The organism is Sorangium sp. So ce887 (assembly GCF_051521455.1).
In the GTDB taxonomy this organism is placed as follows: Bacteria; Myxococcota_A; Polyangia; order Polyangiales; family Polyangiaceae; genus Sorangium.
This window is the reverse complement of sequence record NZ_CP150354.1, coordinates 11,183,005-11,199,531: the sequence shown is the minus strand read 5'-3', so window position 1 is coordinate 11,199,531 and position 16,527 is coordinate 11,183,005. Positions and strand designations below refer to the sequence as shown.

General features: G+C 70.2%; 9 protein-coding genes. 5 read left to right on the top strand and 4 right to left on the bottom strand.

Going from position 1 to position 16,527, the window contains the following annotated elements:
• The first annotated feature begins 5 nt into the window (after positions 1–5).
• Positions 6–416 carry a hypothetical protein gene (locus tag WMF36_RS42010; protein ID WP_437576474.1) on the top strand — a complete coding sequence of 137 codons (411 nt, stop codon included), beginning with the start codon at positions 6–8 and terminating at the stop codon, positions 414–416.
• Positions 417–531: 115 nt separating this feature from the next.
• On the opposite strand, the gene WMF36_RS42005 is transcribed toward WMF36_RS42010, so the two are convergent.
• The 4 genes from WMF36_RS42005 to WMF36_RS41990 form a co-directional block, all read right to left on the bottom strand.
• Positions 532–1,479, bottom strand: coding sequence for a DUF4351 domain-containing protein (locus WMF36_RS42005; protein ID WP_437576473.1), 948 nt, complete (start codon positions 1,477–1,479; stop codon positions 532–534).
• Positions 1,480–1,603: 124 nt separating this feature from the next.
• Positions 1,604–2,392 (bottom strand): enoyl-CoA hydratase-related protein, encoded by a 789-nt coding sequence (locus WMF36_RS42000; protein ID WP_437483545.1) that lies wholly within the window; start codon positions 2,390–2,392, stop codon positions 1,604–1,606.
• A gap of 44 nt (positions 2,393–2,436) precedes the next feature.
• A complete protein-coding gene (locus WMF36_RS41995; protein ID WP_437576472.1) occupies positions 2,437–5,103 on the bottom strand; it encodes a M1 family aminopeptidase in 2,667 nt (888 codons plus the stop codon).
• Positions 5,104–5,178: 75 nt separating this feature from the next.
• Entirely contained in the window at positions 5,179–7,044 is a 1,866-nt protein-coding gene (locus WMF36_RS41990; protein WP_437576471.1) for a bifunctional homocysteine S-methyltransferase/methylenetetrahydrofolate reductase, read from the bottom strand.
• Between the two features lie 90 nt (positions 7,045–7,134).
• On the opposite strand from WMF36_RS41990, the gene WMF36_RS41985 reads away from it, so the two are divergent.
• The 4 genes from WMF36_RS41985 (at position 7,135) to WMF36_RS41970 (ending at position 16,021) form a co-directional block, all read left to right on the top strand.
• Entirely contained in the window at positions 7,135–8,016 is an 882-nt protein-coding gene (locus WMF36_RS41985) for a hypothetical protein (RefSeq protein ID WP_437576470.1), read from the top strand.
• A 117-nt stretch (positions 8,017–8,133) separates the two neighbouring features.
• Positions 8,134–8,715, top strand: coding sequence for a hypothetical protein (locus tag WMF36_RS41980; protein WP_437576469.1), 582 nt, complete (start codon positions 8,134–8,136; stop codon positions 8,713–8,715).
• A gap of 325 nt (positions 8,716–9,040) precedes the next feature.
• Positions 9,041–14,782 (top strand): calcium-binding protein, encoded by a 5,742-nt coding sequence (locus WMF36_RS41975; RefSeq protein WP_437576468.1) that lies wholly within the window; start codon positions 9,041–9,043, stop codon positions 14,780–14,782.
• A gap of 165 nt (positions 14,783–14,947) precedes the next feature.
• Positions 14,948–16,021: a phosphotransferase family protein gene (locus tag WMF36_RS41970; RefSeq protein WP_437576467.1), complete on the top strand. Its 1,074-nt coding sequence runs from the start codon at positions 14,948–14,950 to the stop codon at positions 16,019–16,021.
• The last annotated feature ends 506 nt before the right edge of the window (positions 16,022–16,527 follow it).

The window sequence follows — 16,527 nt, the reverse complement described above, 5'->3', positions numbered from 1 at the left end:
GAGCCTTGCTCGCCCTGGCCCGGGGTGACGTCCAAGCGTGCATGGGAGCCCTTCGACAGGTAAGTGCAGGAGAGGCGGCTCAGAAGCAGGATGGGCTGCTGCGCAACATGTGCTTGGTATGGACCGACGCGACCCTCGCGATGCACGCAGCGGAGCGCCTCGATCAACGAGAGCTCGACGGTGCCCGGGCTGAACTCGAGGCGGTGCGGGACGCCATCAAGGCAATTGCAGGTCCCGACGCCCCGCCCTGGTACCCGATTCAATTTCTCATCCTCTGTGCGCGGCTTCTAACCACCACTCCAGGCACGTTGGATCAGGCGGCTGACAGCGCCGCGCAGGCCCTCGACAGGGCCCGCGTTGAGTATCCCGATCTGATTCCGGAATGCGGCCGCCTTCTCGGCGAGCAAGCTCGATGAGGGCCTGTCCGCGCTCGCCGAGACAGAGAAGCATGCCGAAGCAGCCGGCTTCCTTAAGGAGCTGGCCAGGCTCCGCTCCGCCCGCGCGCCCTCGCGGCTCGCGACGTGCGGCGCTTCAGCCCTCGAAGAGCTCGTCCAGCGTGCTGGCAGCGAGGATCCGCTCGGCCCATACCGCGAGCCGCTCACCGGATGCAGCGAGGATCTGCTCCCGCCTCGCCTCGGGCACCTCTCCGAACCGCGTCCGGAGCTGGCGCAGCAGCACGGCACGCTGGCCCTCGTCGAGCCCCGCGCGCCGCCCCTCGTCGAGCCCCGCGCGCCGCCCCTCGTCGAGCCCCGCGCGCCGCCCCTCGTCGAGCCCTGCGCGCCGCCCCTCGTCGAGCGCCGCCTCGCGCTCGCGGGCCTTGATGGCCTCGATCTCGGGGTTGCCCTTGCGCTCCAGCGCGCGGACGACCTCACGCTCGGCCGCCGCGCCGTCGAGCAATGCGCGGACGGGGACCGGACGGACCAGGCACGGATCCTCGATCGTCGCGTCAGGCGTGAGCGGCACGAATCGCCCCTCGGCCGCCGACCATTCGGCGACCTCGTCGCGCTTGACGAAGAGGGCGAAGACGCGGCGCACGCCCCGGGCGAGGAGATCCTCGGCCTTCTCGCGCACGTCCCGCATCGATTGCTCGTTGACGATCTCGAACGAGAGCTCCTCCAGATACCGGCGCCCCGTCGCCGGATCGATCCCCGCCCTGCGGATGGAGAGGTCGGTGGCGAAATCCGAGCCCTCGGCGACGCGGGTGATGAGATCGGCCGCGCCGATGTAGCCGGGCCGAAGGTGCGGCGCGATCAGGAAATCCAGCCGCACCTGCTGCTCGGCGTGCGGCTCCAGCGCCGGCGCCGCGACGACCTTGCGCCCGCGGATCAGCTCGTCGCGCGTCACCTCCGGCGCCACGAGGTGCTCATCCACGGCCGGGAAATGCGCCCGCCGCGTCTCCGCAGGCGGGAGCTTGGCCGCCGCGCCGCCCCGGGCGGCCGGGGCGAGCAGGAGCGCGCCACCGGTCGGCTTCGGATCCATGAAGACAAGACTAGCACGACGGCGGTCCCACGAGCCTCGCCGCCGCGCCAGCGCGCGCCGCGGGGCCGCTCCCGGAGCGCGCGCCGTCACCGCCGTTTGCGGCCGTCACCGCCGCTCGCGGCCGTCACCGCCCCCGGTACACCGGCTTCCGCTTCTCGGCGAACGCGCGCAGCGCCTCGAGCCGATCCTCGCTGCGCAGCGTCTCGTCGTAGTGCACCCGCTCGATCTCGAGGCCGAGATCCAGCGGCACGTCGTAGCCGTCCTCGATCGCCCGGAGCGCCGCCGCCTGCGCGATGGGCGCGCCGCGCGCGATCGGCTCGATCCACGCGATCGCGTCGTCGACCACCGGCGTCCCCTCGGGCGATACCCGGTTCACGAGCCCCCAGGCGAGCGCCTCGGCCGCGGTGAGCTTCCTGCCGAGCAGGATCATCTCCTTCGCCCGCGCCTCGCCGACGACCCGCGGCAGCCGCTGCGTGCCGCCCGCGCCCGGGATGATGCCGAGCGACGTCTCCGGCAACGCGAGCTCGACGTGCGGCGCCGCCACCCGGAGATCGCAGAGCAGCGCGAGCTCCAGCCCCCCGCCGAACGCGACCCCGTTGATCGCCGCGATCACCGGCTTCGGGCTCCGCGCGAGCACCCCGAGCTCCGTACGGTACAGCCCCACCTGCCGGCGGACGTCGTCCGGGCTCATGCCCTGCCGCTCCTTGAGGTCGGCGCCGGCGCAGAACGCCTTGTCCCCGGCGCCCGTGATCACGAGCGCCCGCACCTCCGGATCGTCCACGAGCTCGCGCCCGAGGCGCCCGAAGGCGAGCAGCGCGTCGCGGGAGAGCGCATTGCGGCGATCCGCCCGATCGAGGGTGAGCACCGCGACCGCGCCGCGCCGGTCGAGCTTCACGGGAGAGGCGTCCGACATGGAGCCTCCCTAGCCGACGAGAGCGGCGCGGCAAAGAGGCGCCCTCACTTGGCGTCGGCCGCCTTCTTGGCCTTGGTCCCCGTCGCCTCGAGCTTGCCCAGCCGCGCCCGGATCTCCGCGTTGTCGCGCCGCAGCGCCTCGAGCTCGTCCCGCAGCCGGTCCAGCTCGCGCTTGCCCGCCCCGCCGAGATCGCGGAGCACCTCGCGGATCCGCCGCCGCACCCGGCCGTCGAGATCGCGGTCGAGCTGCCGCTGGAGCGCGCCGCGCGACCGGCCGTCGGCGAGATCCCCCAGCGCGCGCGCGACGTCGACCCGGAGGTACGGATCCGGCTGATCGAGCAGCTCCTCGAGGAGCTCGCGCGTCCGCCGATCGGTCGAGAGCTTCGGCAACGCCAGGATCGCCGCGCGGCGCCCCCGCGTCGGGATGCCGTAGCGCGTGCGGGCCGTCAGGTGCGGCACGGCGCGCTCGTCGCGCAGGTTCGCCAGCCCGTCGATCACGCCGCAGCGGATGACCTCGCCCCAGGAGGGACGGTCGAGCAGGTCGATCAGCGTGTCGAACCCCGCGCTCTGCCGCGTCGCCCCGAGCGCCCGCGCCGCCTCGGCCTGGACCAGGTAGCTCGCGTCGCGCAGGGCGAGCTTGCCGAGGAGCTCCGCCGCCCTGGCCGACCTGAAGCTGCCCAGGGCGCTCGTGACCGCCCGCCTCACCTTCGGGTGCTCCACGCCCGCGTTGCCCTCGATCAGCGCGAACGCCGCGCTCGACTGGAGCGCGCCGAGCGCGCTCGCCGCGGCGGCGCGCACCCCCCAGAACTCGCTCGCGCCGGAGAGCGACTGCCCGAGCGCCCGCGTCGTCGGCGGGTCGTCGCGCCGCGAGAGCGGCTTCGTGGCGAGCATGCGGCCGCGCGCCGTCGGCGCGTGGGCGAGCTGCGCCCGCAGCAGATCGGCCGGCGCGTCGATCTTGACCTCCCCCAGGATCCTGAGGTCCGGATCCACCACGACGAAGCGAGGGCGCCGCGGGAGCGGGATGACGAAGGTGTGCGCCTGCTGGTCCACCCGCCGCACCTCGCGGCGCACGCTCGATCCCTTGCCGTCCGCGAAGCCGAAATCGAGCACCAGGTCGAACGCGAAGACCGGCGGCGTCGAGGCGTCCGGCTGGAGCGCGTGCTCCCGGCTGGGGTGCTGCCCGGCCGCCTGCGTCTGCTTCACGGTGACGGTGCACTGATCGCCCTCGAGCTCGATCTTCACGTCGAGCTCGGGGTGCCCGGCGCGGAAGACCCACTGCTCGAAGAAGCGCTCCAGCGACTTGCCGCTCACGTCCTCGAACGCGCGGGCGAGATCCCGTGTCTCCACGACCCCGCGCGCGTGGCGCGTCAGGTAGGTGCTCACCCCGCGCCAGAAGAGCTCGTCTCCGAGCTCCCGGCGGAGCAGGTGCAGCACGAGCCCGCCCTTCTCGTAGAGGTGTCGATCGAAGACGTCGAGCGGCGCGTCGTAGTCCTGACAGACGATGGGCCGCCGGTAACGCCCGCGCGCCTCGCCCAGGTACGCGTCGAGATCGGCCTTCACGCTGTGATCGTACTCGTCGGCGCCGAGGTGGTGCTCCCGATAGACGTGCTCCATGAAGGTGGCGAATCCCTCGTTGAGCCAGCCGTGCGACCAGTCGCGGCACGTCACGAGATCGCCGAACCACTGGTGCGCGAGCTCGTGCGCGATGAGGTCGTCCGACGAGATGTCGAGCGCCGCCCGCTCGTCGAGCAGGATGTGCTCGTACATCGTGGTGGCGGTCGTGTTCTCCATCCCGCCGAAGATGAAGTCGCTCACCACCACCTGCGCGTAGCGACGGAACGGATACTTGACGCCGAGCTTCTCGCTGAAGTGACGGATCATGTCCGGCGTGCGCGCGAACGTGCGGCGGCCGTCGTCCTCGCGCCCCTTCGGCACGAAGTACGCGAGCGGGATGTCGAGCGCCGCGTCGTCGATGCGGGCGAAATCGCCCGCGACCAGCGTGAACAGGTAGCTCGGGTGGGGCTCGTCCAGCCGGTAGTGGAAGACGCCCGCCTTCTGCGATCGCGCGTCGCTCTCGAGCTCGCCGTTCGACAGGCAGTACCAGCCCGGCGGCACCTCCGCGCGGAGCTCGGTCGTCTGCTTGATATGGGGCTTGTCGATGCAGGGGAAGATGTGGCGCGCGTCCTCGTCCTGGCACTGCGTCCAGACCTGGCGCGGGCGGTCGGGGACGTGCTCGTCCGGCTGGAGGAAATAGATCCCCCGCCGCGGCGTCGCCCGGTACCGGACCAGGATCGACACCTCGGCCTCGTCGAGCGGCACGGCCACGCGGAGCGTCTCGCCGTCGTACGTGTGCTCGGCCGGGTGGAACGCGCCGCTCGCCGCCTTGCCCGCGCCGCGCCGGGGCTTCGTTGCGCGCCCGGCGCCGGCGCTGATCTCGACCGCCTCCAGATCGAAGCCGATCGCGTCGAGCGCGATCTCGCGCGCCGCAGGGTCGACGCGGACCACGTCGAGCCGCGCCGTGCCGCGGATCGAGCGCTCCGCGACGTCGAGCGCGAGATCGAGGGCGATGTGGCGGATCGTGAACGGGCGCGAGCGCTCGTAGACGCGCCTCGTCCCGGCGAGCGCGAACGGGCGGGACGCGAGCGCGAACTCGGACGACGAGAGCGCGGAACCGCAGGCACAGCGCGAATGAAGCCGGTACTCTAGGGACATCTCGGCGGAGTTTCCCCGCGCGGCGCCCGGCGCTGCAAGCAAGAACTCATGCGCCGGAGCGGGCGGCCGGGCGTTTCAGCTCGTCTTGAGGCCGTCGAGCACCTCGAGCGCGAGCTCGTACTTGCCGAGCGGCGGCATCAGGTAGGCCCCCTGCACCCGGTCGCGCACCGAGAAGAGCATCTCGCGGGCGATCTTCACCCCCTCCTTGCGCGCCTCGGGCCCGGCCGGCACCTTGCGCATGCGTTCGCGGATCTCCTCGGGGATCTGCATGCCAGGCACCTCGTTGTGGAGGAACTCGGCGTTCTTGTAGCTCACCAGCGGGAGCACGCCGATCAGCACCGGCATCCCCAGGTGCTCGATGCGCCGCAGCACCTTCTCGAGGAGATCCTGGTGGAAGATCGGCTGCGTCATGATGATGTCGGCCCCCGCGGCGCGCTTGCGCTCCAGGCGCGCGACCTCCTTGTCGAGGTCCGGGGCGCCGGGCTCGAGCCCCGTGGCGAGCAGGAACGACGTCTTGCCGCCCGGGATCGGCTTGCCGGCCGGGTCGAGGCCGCGGTTCATCGTGCTCGCCATGTTGAGCAGCCCGATCGAGTCGAGATCGTAGACGGCCGTCGCCTCCGGGTAGTCGCCGACCTTCGGCGGATCGCCCGTGATGATGACGAGGTTCTTGATGCCGATCGCGTGGGCGCCGAGCAGGTGCGCCATCTGGCCGATGAGGTTCCGGTCGCGGCCGCAGACGTGCAGCATCGGCTCGATGCCGTAGCGCTGCACAAGGAGCGAGCAGAAGGCGAGGTTCGTCATCCGCGCGGTGGCGCGCGGGCCGTCGGCGACGTTCACGACGTCGACGCCGCTGTCGATGAGCATCTTCGCCGCGCTGAGCGCGCTCTCGGGGTTCAGGCCCGGCGCCGGGTTCACCTCGACGGAGACCACGAACTTGCCCGCCGCGATCTTCGCCGCGAGGGGGCTCCGCTCGCCGAGCGGCGTGGGCTCGCTCCCCGTGGGCGCGTCCATCGTGATGTGCGGGCGCGAGGCGACCTCGGGCACGGCGCCGCCCCGGAGCATGCGGGCCGACTTGGCCATCCACTTGACGTGCTCCGGCGTGGTGCCGCAGCAGCCGCCGATCATCACGGCGCCCGCCTGGATCATGCGGCGGGCGAAGACGTCGAAGTACTCGGGCGTCGCCATGTAGAGCAGGCGGCCGTCGACCGTGCGGGGCAAGCCCGCGTTCGGCTGCACGCAGAGCGGGAGCCCCGCGGTCGCCATCCGCTCCGCCATGGCGAGCGACAGCTGCGGGCCGTCGCCGCAGTTGACGCCGAGCAGGTCGACGCCCCAGTCCCGCAGCGTCCGGGCGACGCGCTCCGGCTCGCTGCCGTCGGCCACGACGCCGCTCGTGTCGAACGTCATCGACGCGAGCACCGGGAGCCCCGGCGCGGCGTTCCGCGCCGCCTCGATGGCGAGCTTGATCTCGTCAAGATGGCGAAATGTTTCAAGAACCAGGAGGTCCACGCCCCCCTCGGCGAGCGCGCCGGCCTGCTCGGCGAACGTGCCGGCCGCGGCGGCGAGGTCGTCGCGCGTGGCCACGCCGGGCACGAGCCCGGTCGGGCCGATCGAGCCGGCGACGTAGGCGTCGCCGCCCGCGATCTCGCGGGCGATGCGCGCGCCCGCGAGGTTGAAGTTGCGCACCTCGTTGACGAGCCCGTACCGCTCGAGGCGGAACCTGTTCGCGCCGAAGGTGTTCGTCTCGATGACGTTCGCGCCCGCCGCGAGGTAGTCGGCGTGGACCTTCTTCACGAGATCGGGGCGCGCGACGTTGAGCTGCTCGAAGTTCTGGGTGACGAACACCCCGCGCTCGTAGAGCAGCGAGCCCATCGCGCCGTCGAACACGAGGATCGAGCGCCGGATCGCGTCGAGGAGCGGGGCTTCTGGTCTCGTGCGGGACATGGGGCGCATCGTAGGGTCGGTCCGGCTTCTCAGGAAGGGGGCGCTACGCGGTTGACGTCGCGGTCAGGATCTCGGTAGGCAGATCTCGAGATGAGCACGCCCCGATGGCTTCACGCATTCGCCTTGGCGGTCTCCGCCGCTGCTCCGCTCCTCGCCGCCTCCTCGCCGGCGCACGCCTGGGATCCGGTGGTGCACCGCTCGGACGCGGGCGTGGATCTCTACCTGTGGAGCGCCCGCGTCCTCGGCGCGTCGATCGCCGCCGTCCCCTTCATCCAGTTCGAGCCGACGCCCGATCTGTTCATCAACCTGAAGTTCCCGCTGGCGCTCTCCCTGAACGGCCCGGGGGATGTCGAGGATCCGCTCGACGGCCAGTCGCGCGCGGGGCTCGGCAACCCGACGTTCACGCTCTACTACTCGGACATCAAGCGCAAGCTCACGTGGTACGCGGGCGGCCGCGCCGGGCTGCCGCTCGGCGTGGTCGACGACTACGACTGGCGCTTCGCCACGGGCTACGCGTCGGCGGCGATGGCCTTTTACGATCTGCACCTCTGGGCGGCCGACGCGCTCCCGATCGGCGGGCTCGGCGGCATCGAGTACCGCTTCGGGCGCTCCTTCGTGCTCCGGGCGGGCGGCGACCTCACGTTCTTCGTCCCGCTGCAGGACCGCGGCCGGCGCGGGTTCCTCGACGACTCCGACGATCTCGACGTGGTGTTCCAGGCGAAGATCGAGCCGGAGTTCCAGAGCCGCGCCGGCTTCGGCGGCGGCGTGGCGCTCCAGACCGTGTGGGTCCCGTCCTCGATCTACGACGACCGGGGGCAGGTCTCGCTGCTGCCGTATTTCGTGTACGACAGCCAGAAGAGCTTCTTCATGCGGGCGGGCGCGCTCCTCGCGCTGGACGCGCCGCTCGGGCCCGCGTTCGACCGGGATAGGGTGGCGTCGCTCTATCTGCAGTTCGGTGGGCACATCGACTAGCGCGCCGGGCGGCTCGACAGGGCGAGGGATGAACCGCAGGGGCACAGGTGCCGTGTCGGGCAGGACGGCGCCGCCAGCGCGCTCGCCCGGGCCCCTCGCCGTCATGGAGGCTCGAACATGACCCGTCGCCGCGCCATCCTCTGGGGCGCCGCCGCCGTCGCCGCGGTGGCCGTCGCGCTCCTCACGCTCAAGCTGACCCGGTTTCCGCCGGACACGACGCCCGAGGGCGCCTATCTCCGCATCGCTTACCGCCTCGGCGCCAACGATCTGCGCACGTGCTTCTCGTACCTCGAGGACCGGGCGCAGCACGCGGCCTACACCATCCGGGACTACCGGCAGAAGGCGAGCGAGCGGATCGAGGCGAGCTACCCGGAGCCGGAGCGCACGCGCCTGCTCGAGCAGTACCGCGCGCACGCGACGGCCGAGGACGGGGCGGACGTGTGGGTCGACATCGCCGCGAAGCAGGGCTTCGTCGCGCGCCTCCGGCGCGATCTGTCCGGCGTCGCGAAGGTGGAGGTGACGGGCGAGCGGGCCACGGTCGAGACGGCGCGCGGCACGCGGTACCCGTTCCGGCGGCGGGACAACGGCATCTGGGGGCTCACGCTCTTCACGGCGGACCTCGTGGCCGAGGCCGAGCGGGCCGCGCGGGACTGGGACGTCGTGGAGAAGGCGGCGCTCGACTACGAGCGGGGGCGGTGAGCGGGCCCTACTCGAGCGCTGCGCGTCGACACGGCAGCTGAGCTGCCTCGCGCGGCCTGACGACCGGCACGCGAGGACCGGCGATCCGGGGGCGCGCTGAACCGCATCGCGACGTCGGCGTCGCGCCGGAGGCGTCAAGCCGGCCCGCCGATGTCACGGGACATGTCACGTGACATCCGGGGGGGATGTCACGTGACATCGCCCCGCCGATGTCACGGCGAGGCCGAAACCTCGCGACTGCTCGCCGCGACCACCGAGAGGTCGCGCGAGTTGGATCTGGCGTGGCCCTTGCTGTTCGCCCGGCGTTCGGTCCGGAGTGACTTCAATGAAGAGAATCATCAGCGAAAAACGTCTGTTTGCGATCCTGGCGTCGATAGGGACGCTCGGCGTCGCGCCCGCGGCTCATGCCTTCTCCTGGGAGGACATCCAGCCGAAGAGCGGCGTCAAGGAGGGCAAGTGGGAGGGCCCCGGCGGCTTCGAGCTCAAGTGGAATGCGTCGGATGGAAACATCAACTTCGAGCTCACCTCGCCCAACTCGGGCATCTACTCGGCCAATTACGGCACCAACCCGACCGCCATCGCGAACGGCGGTGTCTGGAACGTGCCCGGCGACGGGAACGGCGTCGTCACCTACGGCACGAACCGCGGCATCAAGCTGGAGGTCCCCATCGGCCCCAACTTCGCGCTCGTCACCGAAGGGAAGATGAACGACAAGTGGGAGTACGTCCCCGAGAAGGCGGAGATCGAGTTCGGGCTCGCCCGCCCGTTCGCGACCAGCTACAAGCCGGACAAATCCGGTGTCCACCAGCAGGGCGATCACTTCGAGACGGAGGCGAAGATCAAGCTCATCCTGGATGGGATACAGTCGGCTGACCCCAACTGGGGGTTCGCGGTGGAGACATCGATCCTCGGGTTCGAGGTCATCAACGAGGAGTACGTCGGGTTCGGCAGGCGCGACCTGCTCGGCAACGGCATGGTGGGTCACCTGGCCGACTTCATGCGCTGGCGTCAGGACTACCTCCTGGACCTGTCCCAGGGCCGGGCGCCGCACATGGGCGACGTCGACGCCGAGCTGCCGGACATGGCGATGTTCCTCGCCTTCATGGACATCGGCGGCGACCCGCTGGCGATCGACCTCGACGATGACGGCGTCGAGACGCTCGGCCTCGACGGGTCGGACTCGGTCCTCTTCGATCACGACGGCGACGGCGTGGCCACGGCCACGGGCTGGGTGGGCCCCGACGACGGCTGGATCGTGCGGGACCGCAACCTCGACGGCCAGATCAACGACGGCAACGAGCTCTTCGGCGTCGACACCGTGAAGCTCGACGGGACGCTGGCGGCCGACGGCCTCGACGCCCTCTCCGATCTGGACACGGTGAGCGACGGGGTCATCGACGCCGCGGACGCGGGCTTCGGCGCGCTGCGTATCTGGCACGACCTGAACTCGAACGGTCAGGCCGAGTTCGGCGAGCTGGCGTCGCTCGCGGAGATGGGGATCACCTCGATCGCACTCTCGGTCTCCGGGAACATCAGCGGCACCAACGGAAACACGTTCTCCGGCACGGCGAAGTATACCCGCGACGACGGGACGACCGGGATCGTCGCCAACCTGATCCCGACGGAAAGCAACTTCTACGCGGAGTTCACGACCCCCGTCACCGTATCCCCCGAGGCCGAGGCGCTCCCGTACATGGGCGGCAGCGGGTTCGCGCGCCCGCTGCGCGAGGCGATGACGGTCGATCCGGTGCTGCTCTCGCTGGTCAGCGAGTTCGCCGCCGAGCCGACGCGAGAGGGCCAAAGACGGAAGGTCGACGACGTCCTGACGCGCTGGGCGCAGGCGGCGCCCGGAGGGTCGCTCTATCACCAGTCGATCGCGACCAACACGCCCATCTGGGTGCACTTCCAGCGCGTGAAGAAGCCGAAGATCGACGCGCAAGGCGGCGGCGCGCTGAGCACGGGCGGCGGAACTTCGATCGGCAAGGGTCAGGTGTATGCGCCGCAGTCCGACTGGGGGGTGACGCCGCTCGTGCCGGGCGCGACGGAGAACCAGACACGCACGGATCTGGCGACGCTGTTCACCTCGGAGGCGGATCGCCTCGGCGTGAGCGGACACGCGCGGTGGCTGAAGGAGGTGCTGGAGCTCAGCGATCACCCGATGGTCATCGAGTACAAGCGTCATCTGGCGCGCCTCACGGTGGTCGAGGTGTTCAGCGGCATCGAGAGCCGCGACTGGGACCAGCTGTCGACCGACGCGAACGGCAAGCGCGTCACGTTCAGCACCATCAACACGTGGGGGTTCGATGCGGCGTACCGCCTGATCCAGGAGCGCGTTTACGGCGCCCTCGCGGTCCAGACGCGCCTGCAGTCGTACCTCGAACTGGTCCCCGACCCCACCGGCCCCGGGAGCCTCGACTTCGCGGCGCTGAACCAGCGCCTCCAGCTCGAGCTCGACAGCGAGTACGAGAGGGTCGATACCCACGACGCGCTCGCCGACCTCGTGGATCTCGTGCGCCACGCGGGACCGGCGCTGATGCGCTTCGGCTGGGATCCGCGCCCGCTCATCGCGGACGCCCTCGACTCCACGCTGGACGCCACCATGGATTATGCGAACGATTGGCTCCCCGTCGGCGGGTGCTTCTGGCAGCCCTCAGCGGCGCTGGATCCGAGCGCGCATTACAATGAAACGTACCTGGGGGCGCTGCAGGAACGGCACTTCCTGTTCCAGCACAGCGGCAACCCCGACCCGTACAACCGGCCCGACTCGTTCCTGGTGAAGCTCAGCCCCGGGGATCTCTGCGGCCAGTTTCGCTGGTTCGACTACCTCTGGGAGGGCCAGCTCGCGAACCCCACGAAGACGACGCCCCTCCGGTTCGATCACCACCGCAACGGACACGACCTCGTGTGGGAGGCCGTGAAAGTGTCCGCCGGCGTGGGCGACGATCTCATCTTCGTCCATCCCACCGACGGCGACCGCATCGACGGCGGCTCCGGCGACGACACCTACGTCGTCGGCGCGAACTACGGCGAGTTCTACCTCGCGGGCTTCGAGCTCAGCACTGACACGCTGCAGTTCGTCGACGGCATCCGCACGGAGGACGTCAAGGTCACGCGCTCGGATCGCAACCTCGTCATCGAGGTGACGAGCGCGCCTCTGGCCACCCGCACGAAGGTCTCCGTCGCGGGATTCTTCAACGAGGACGCCACGAGCGGCTCCGCGCTGGGGAACGTCGCGTTCAGCGACGGCACGTTCTGGAACACCCGCGACCTGCGCGTGAAGGCGCTCGACAACGGCGACGCGGGCGGGGCGATCCTCGGCTACCAGACCGCGGACCTCATCGATGCGCAGGGGGGGAACGACACGGTCTACGGCCTGGAAGGGCAGGATTTTCTGCTCGGCAACGACGGCAACGACACGCTCGACGGCGGCAATCACGGCGACTACCTGTACGGCGGCGCCGGGAACGACACCCTCTCCGGCCAGCGTGGAGATGACGTGCTCGACGACGACGCGGGCGACGATCACTTCATGGGCGGCGATGGCGACGACCTGTTTCTCGTGGGCGGACTGGAGGCAGGAGACGATCTGGTCGACGACACGGCGGGGAGCAACCGGCTCGTGTTCGCCACGGACGTGACGCCCGAGATGATCAGCGCCCGCAACGAAAACGGCACCCTGGTCATCACCGCCGCGGGCAACGGCCAATCGCGGGAGGTCACGGTCCGCTGGCAGTTCGATGCGAGCGACGCGCGGGGCGTGGACGTCGTGCAGATCGGCGAGCCCGCGGTGGCGGCGTGGAACAGGGAGGAGCTCAAGCTGCTGGCCATGTCCGGCACGACGGGCAACGACATCATCTCGGCGTTCGAGTCGGCGGACACCATCTCGGGAGGCGAAGGAAACGACTCGATCTTCGGTCGCGGCGGCGACGACGAGCTGTCGGGCGATGACGGCAAGGATACGCTCGACGGTGGCGACGGCGACGACCGCCTGAACGGCGGCAGCGGCGACGACAACCTCACGGGTCAGAGCGGGAACGACGTGCTCGACGGCGGCGCGGGCGACGATCATTTCACGGGCGGCGCCGGCAACGACACGTTCCTCGTGGGCGGGATGGAGGGAGGCACCGATCTGGTGGACGACTCCGCGGGCAGCAATCGCCTCGTGCTCGGCGCCGACGTGACGCCCGAGATGGTGCGCGTTCGCAACGTCGGCCGAAACATGGTCGTCACGATCGTGGGCAACGGCGTGTCCCGGGAGATCACCGTCCGGTGGCACTTCAACGAGAGCGGCACATCGGGTGTCGACTTCGTGCAGATCGGCGATCCCGCCACCGTCACGTGGAACAGGGAAGACCTGCGGATCCTGGCGCTCACCGGTTCGCCGGGGAACGACAGCCTCGTGGGGTTCGCGACCGCGGACACCGCCTCGGGAGGTCCGGGGGACGACGGGCTCTCGGGTCTCGGAGGCGATGATGTCCTGTCGGGCGATGACGGCAAGGATACGCTCGACGGCGGCGACGGCGACGACCGCCTGAACGGCGGCAGCGGGGACGACAACCTCACGGGTCAGAGCGGGAACGACGTGCTCGACGGCGGCGCGGGCGACGATCATTTCACGGGCGGCGCCGGCAACGACACGTTCGTCGTGGGCGGGATGGAGGGAGGCACCGATCTGGTGGACGACTTCGCGGGCAGCAATCGCCTCGTGCTCGGCGCTGACGTGACGCCCGAGATGGTTCGCGTTCGCAACGTCAACCGGGACCTGATCGTCACGATCCTGGGCAACGGCACGTACCGACAGATCAACGTCCGGTGGCACTTCAATGAGAGCGGCACATCGGGTGTCGACTTCGCGCAGATCGGCGATCCCGCCACGGCGACGTGGAGCAGGGAAGACCTGCGCTACATGGCCCTCGCTGGAACACCGGAGAACGACAGCATCGCGGGGTTCGCATCGGCGGACGTCGTGTCGGGGTTCGCCGGGAACGATACGATCGTGGGAGGCGGCGGCGACGACTCTCTGCGGGGTGACCACGGGGATGACTCTTTGCAGGGTGACGACGGCAACGACACCCTCGAAGGTGGGGACGGGAACGATCGGCTCAACGGTTACCGGGACAACGATCTCCTTGTCGGCGGGGCCGGCGACGACTCGCTGAACGGCGGAGATGGCAGCGACACGTACGTTTACTCCGAAGGGCAGGACATCATCCAGAACTCGGACGTGAACGCCGCCAGCATCGACACCGTGATCTTCGACGATGACCTCGCGCCCGGCGACCTGGTGTTCCGAAAAAACGGGTTCAGCGATCTCCTGGTCAGCGTCCGCGGTCGCCCCGACACGTTGCGTGTCTCCCAGTTCCTGACGGGCAACGCAGCCTCCTCTTTCACGATCGACCTGTTCCAGTTCGGCACCGCCGCCGGCGCGCCGCAGCTGACAGCCGCCGATGTGGCCCACCTGATGCTCTACGGGGACGGGAGCCCCATCGATGGCGACGAGCAATCGAATACCCTCGAAGGGTTCCTCGGGGCGGACACGATCTCCGGCTTCGGCGGCAATGACACGCTGTTCGGAAGGGACGGCGACGACACGCTCAACGGCATGGCGGGCGCCGACGACCTGTACGGCGAGCTCGGCGCCGACACGCTGAACGGCGGGAGCGGCAACGACACGCTCCGCGGCGGCGCCGGGGGCGACAGGTACGTGTTCAACCCCGGCGACGGCGCCGACCTCATCGTCCGGGCCTCGGACGGCGCATCCGCGGATCTCGATCTCCTCGAGATCGGCGGGCCCACGGCGGTGATCGAGGGGGCCACGTTCCGGCGGTTGAATCCGAGGGACATCGAGCTGCGGCTCTCGGCGGGGGACGATCTCGTCGTGACGATCCGCGACTTTCTCGTGAATGACTCCTCCAGCTCCCTCCACCCGATCAACGAGGTCGACGAGGTCCGCTGGTCGGATCACACGCTGTGCACCAAGCAGCGGATCCGGGACGCGCTGGTCGCGAGCCCCTCCGGGACGGCGCTCGCCGCGCGGACCGTGTGCGGCAGCGACATGCAGTGGTAGCGGCGCGCGGCGCCCCGCGCTCGGCCACGCCGAGCCGCGGGGCGCCGTCCCGGTGACGCGCTCCCTCCGGGCCAGATCCCTGCGGGCCGGCCTGCTCCTCGCGCCGGACGAGCCGCTCGGGCCTGCGTTTGACAGGGCGAGCAGGTCGGCTAGACAGGGCGAGAGATGAACCGCGGCGGCGCAGGTGCCGTGCCGGGCGGGACGACGCCGCCGCACGGCGACGTCCGGGAGCGCCTCCTCGGCGGCGGCAGAGAGCGCACGCTCGCGGAACCGAGCCGCGCGGACGCTTCCGCGATCGATCCAGAAGCCAGAGCCGCAGCGCTGCGAGAGCTCGGCGTCGACCCAGGCGCCTGGATGGCGAGCGGGACCGAGGCAGAGGTCTACGGCTTGGCCGACGAGCGCGTCCTCAAGCTCTATGCGGATCCCGGCCGGGTCGGCAAGGTCGAGGTGCTGAGGAGATTCTACGATTCCCTGCGCGGCGAAGGGCTGACCTTCGCGCTTCCGCGGATATACGACGTCACGCCCATTCGAGGGCTGCTGGCCGTCATCGAGCGCCGGATCGAGGGGAAGCCGCTCTCCGAGCTGCTCCCTGATCTCGATGACGAAGCCGCGCTCACGGCGCGAGAGCGCTACATCGACGCTGTCACGGCCCTGGCGGAGATCAAGTCACCTCACGGCGTGTCGCAGTACCTCCTGCTCGACGCGTCCGGGGCGAGCAGCGCGCGGGCGCAGGGCTGGTATGAGTTCGTCTACCGCCTCGCTGAGGTCAAGATCGAGCGGCAGCGGGGGTCACTGGAGGCGGACGTGGTCGATCTCTCCGCCAAGCAGGCCCGGCTCCGCGAGCTCTATCTCGGTCAGAGGTACGACGGCCCGCTGAGCGTCGTGCACGGGGACTTCTTCCCGGGGAATGTGCTGATGAGCGACACCTATAGAGTGACCGGCGTCATCGATTTCGGGAGCTTCACCATGTTCGGTGACCCCTTGTATGATGTCTCCCTCGCGTGCGTGCTCTTCGATATGTACGGACCTGAGAGATCGTCGGTCCGTGACGAGCTGGTTGCTGTCGCGTTGCGCAAGTTCGGCGCGGATGAAGAGGGGAAGCTCTATCGTTACGCGATGGCCTATGCGCTCATGTCATGTGACCTGTACTCCGGCGCGGAGGGGTTGCGCCAGGATGAACACTACAGGTGGGCCGTGGATCTCCTGAACACGGAGTCGTACTGGCAACGCATGGCGTAGCCTCGCGGGGCCGCAGCGTGCGCTGACCGCCGCTCACCCGTTCCGGACCCGCCCCAGCGCCGCGTCCGCGGACGAGCGCCACGAACGTCAAGTGGGCTATCGGCCCCGCCCCCGGCGCCGTCCAGCGCGCGCCCCAGCACGAAGTTCTCCGCAAATTCGGCACCCCGCGCCGGCTGCCGGCTCACCCCGGTGGCCCCTCGGAGACGGCCCCGCGGGGCGTCCAAGGCCTGGCCGGCTCCGCGGGCGCCGCATGCCCGGACCGCCGTGCGGAGGGCCCGCTCCGATCCGCGGGCGTGCGCTCGCGACCCGCCGGAGCATGGCCGCGACCAACGCGTCCCTGGGCAACCCAGGATCCCTTCATCCTTGCATAACGACAAGAACACGTGATGGCGCAAACAAGAATCACATGGACGTCGGGGCGGGGGGTCGCCGTATACAAATGAGTTGAGCGAGGGGGAACTGCTCTGCTCAGGCGGCGAGCGTCTTCTCCATCATGGGCCGACGGC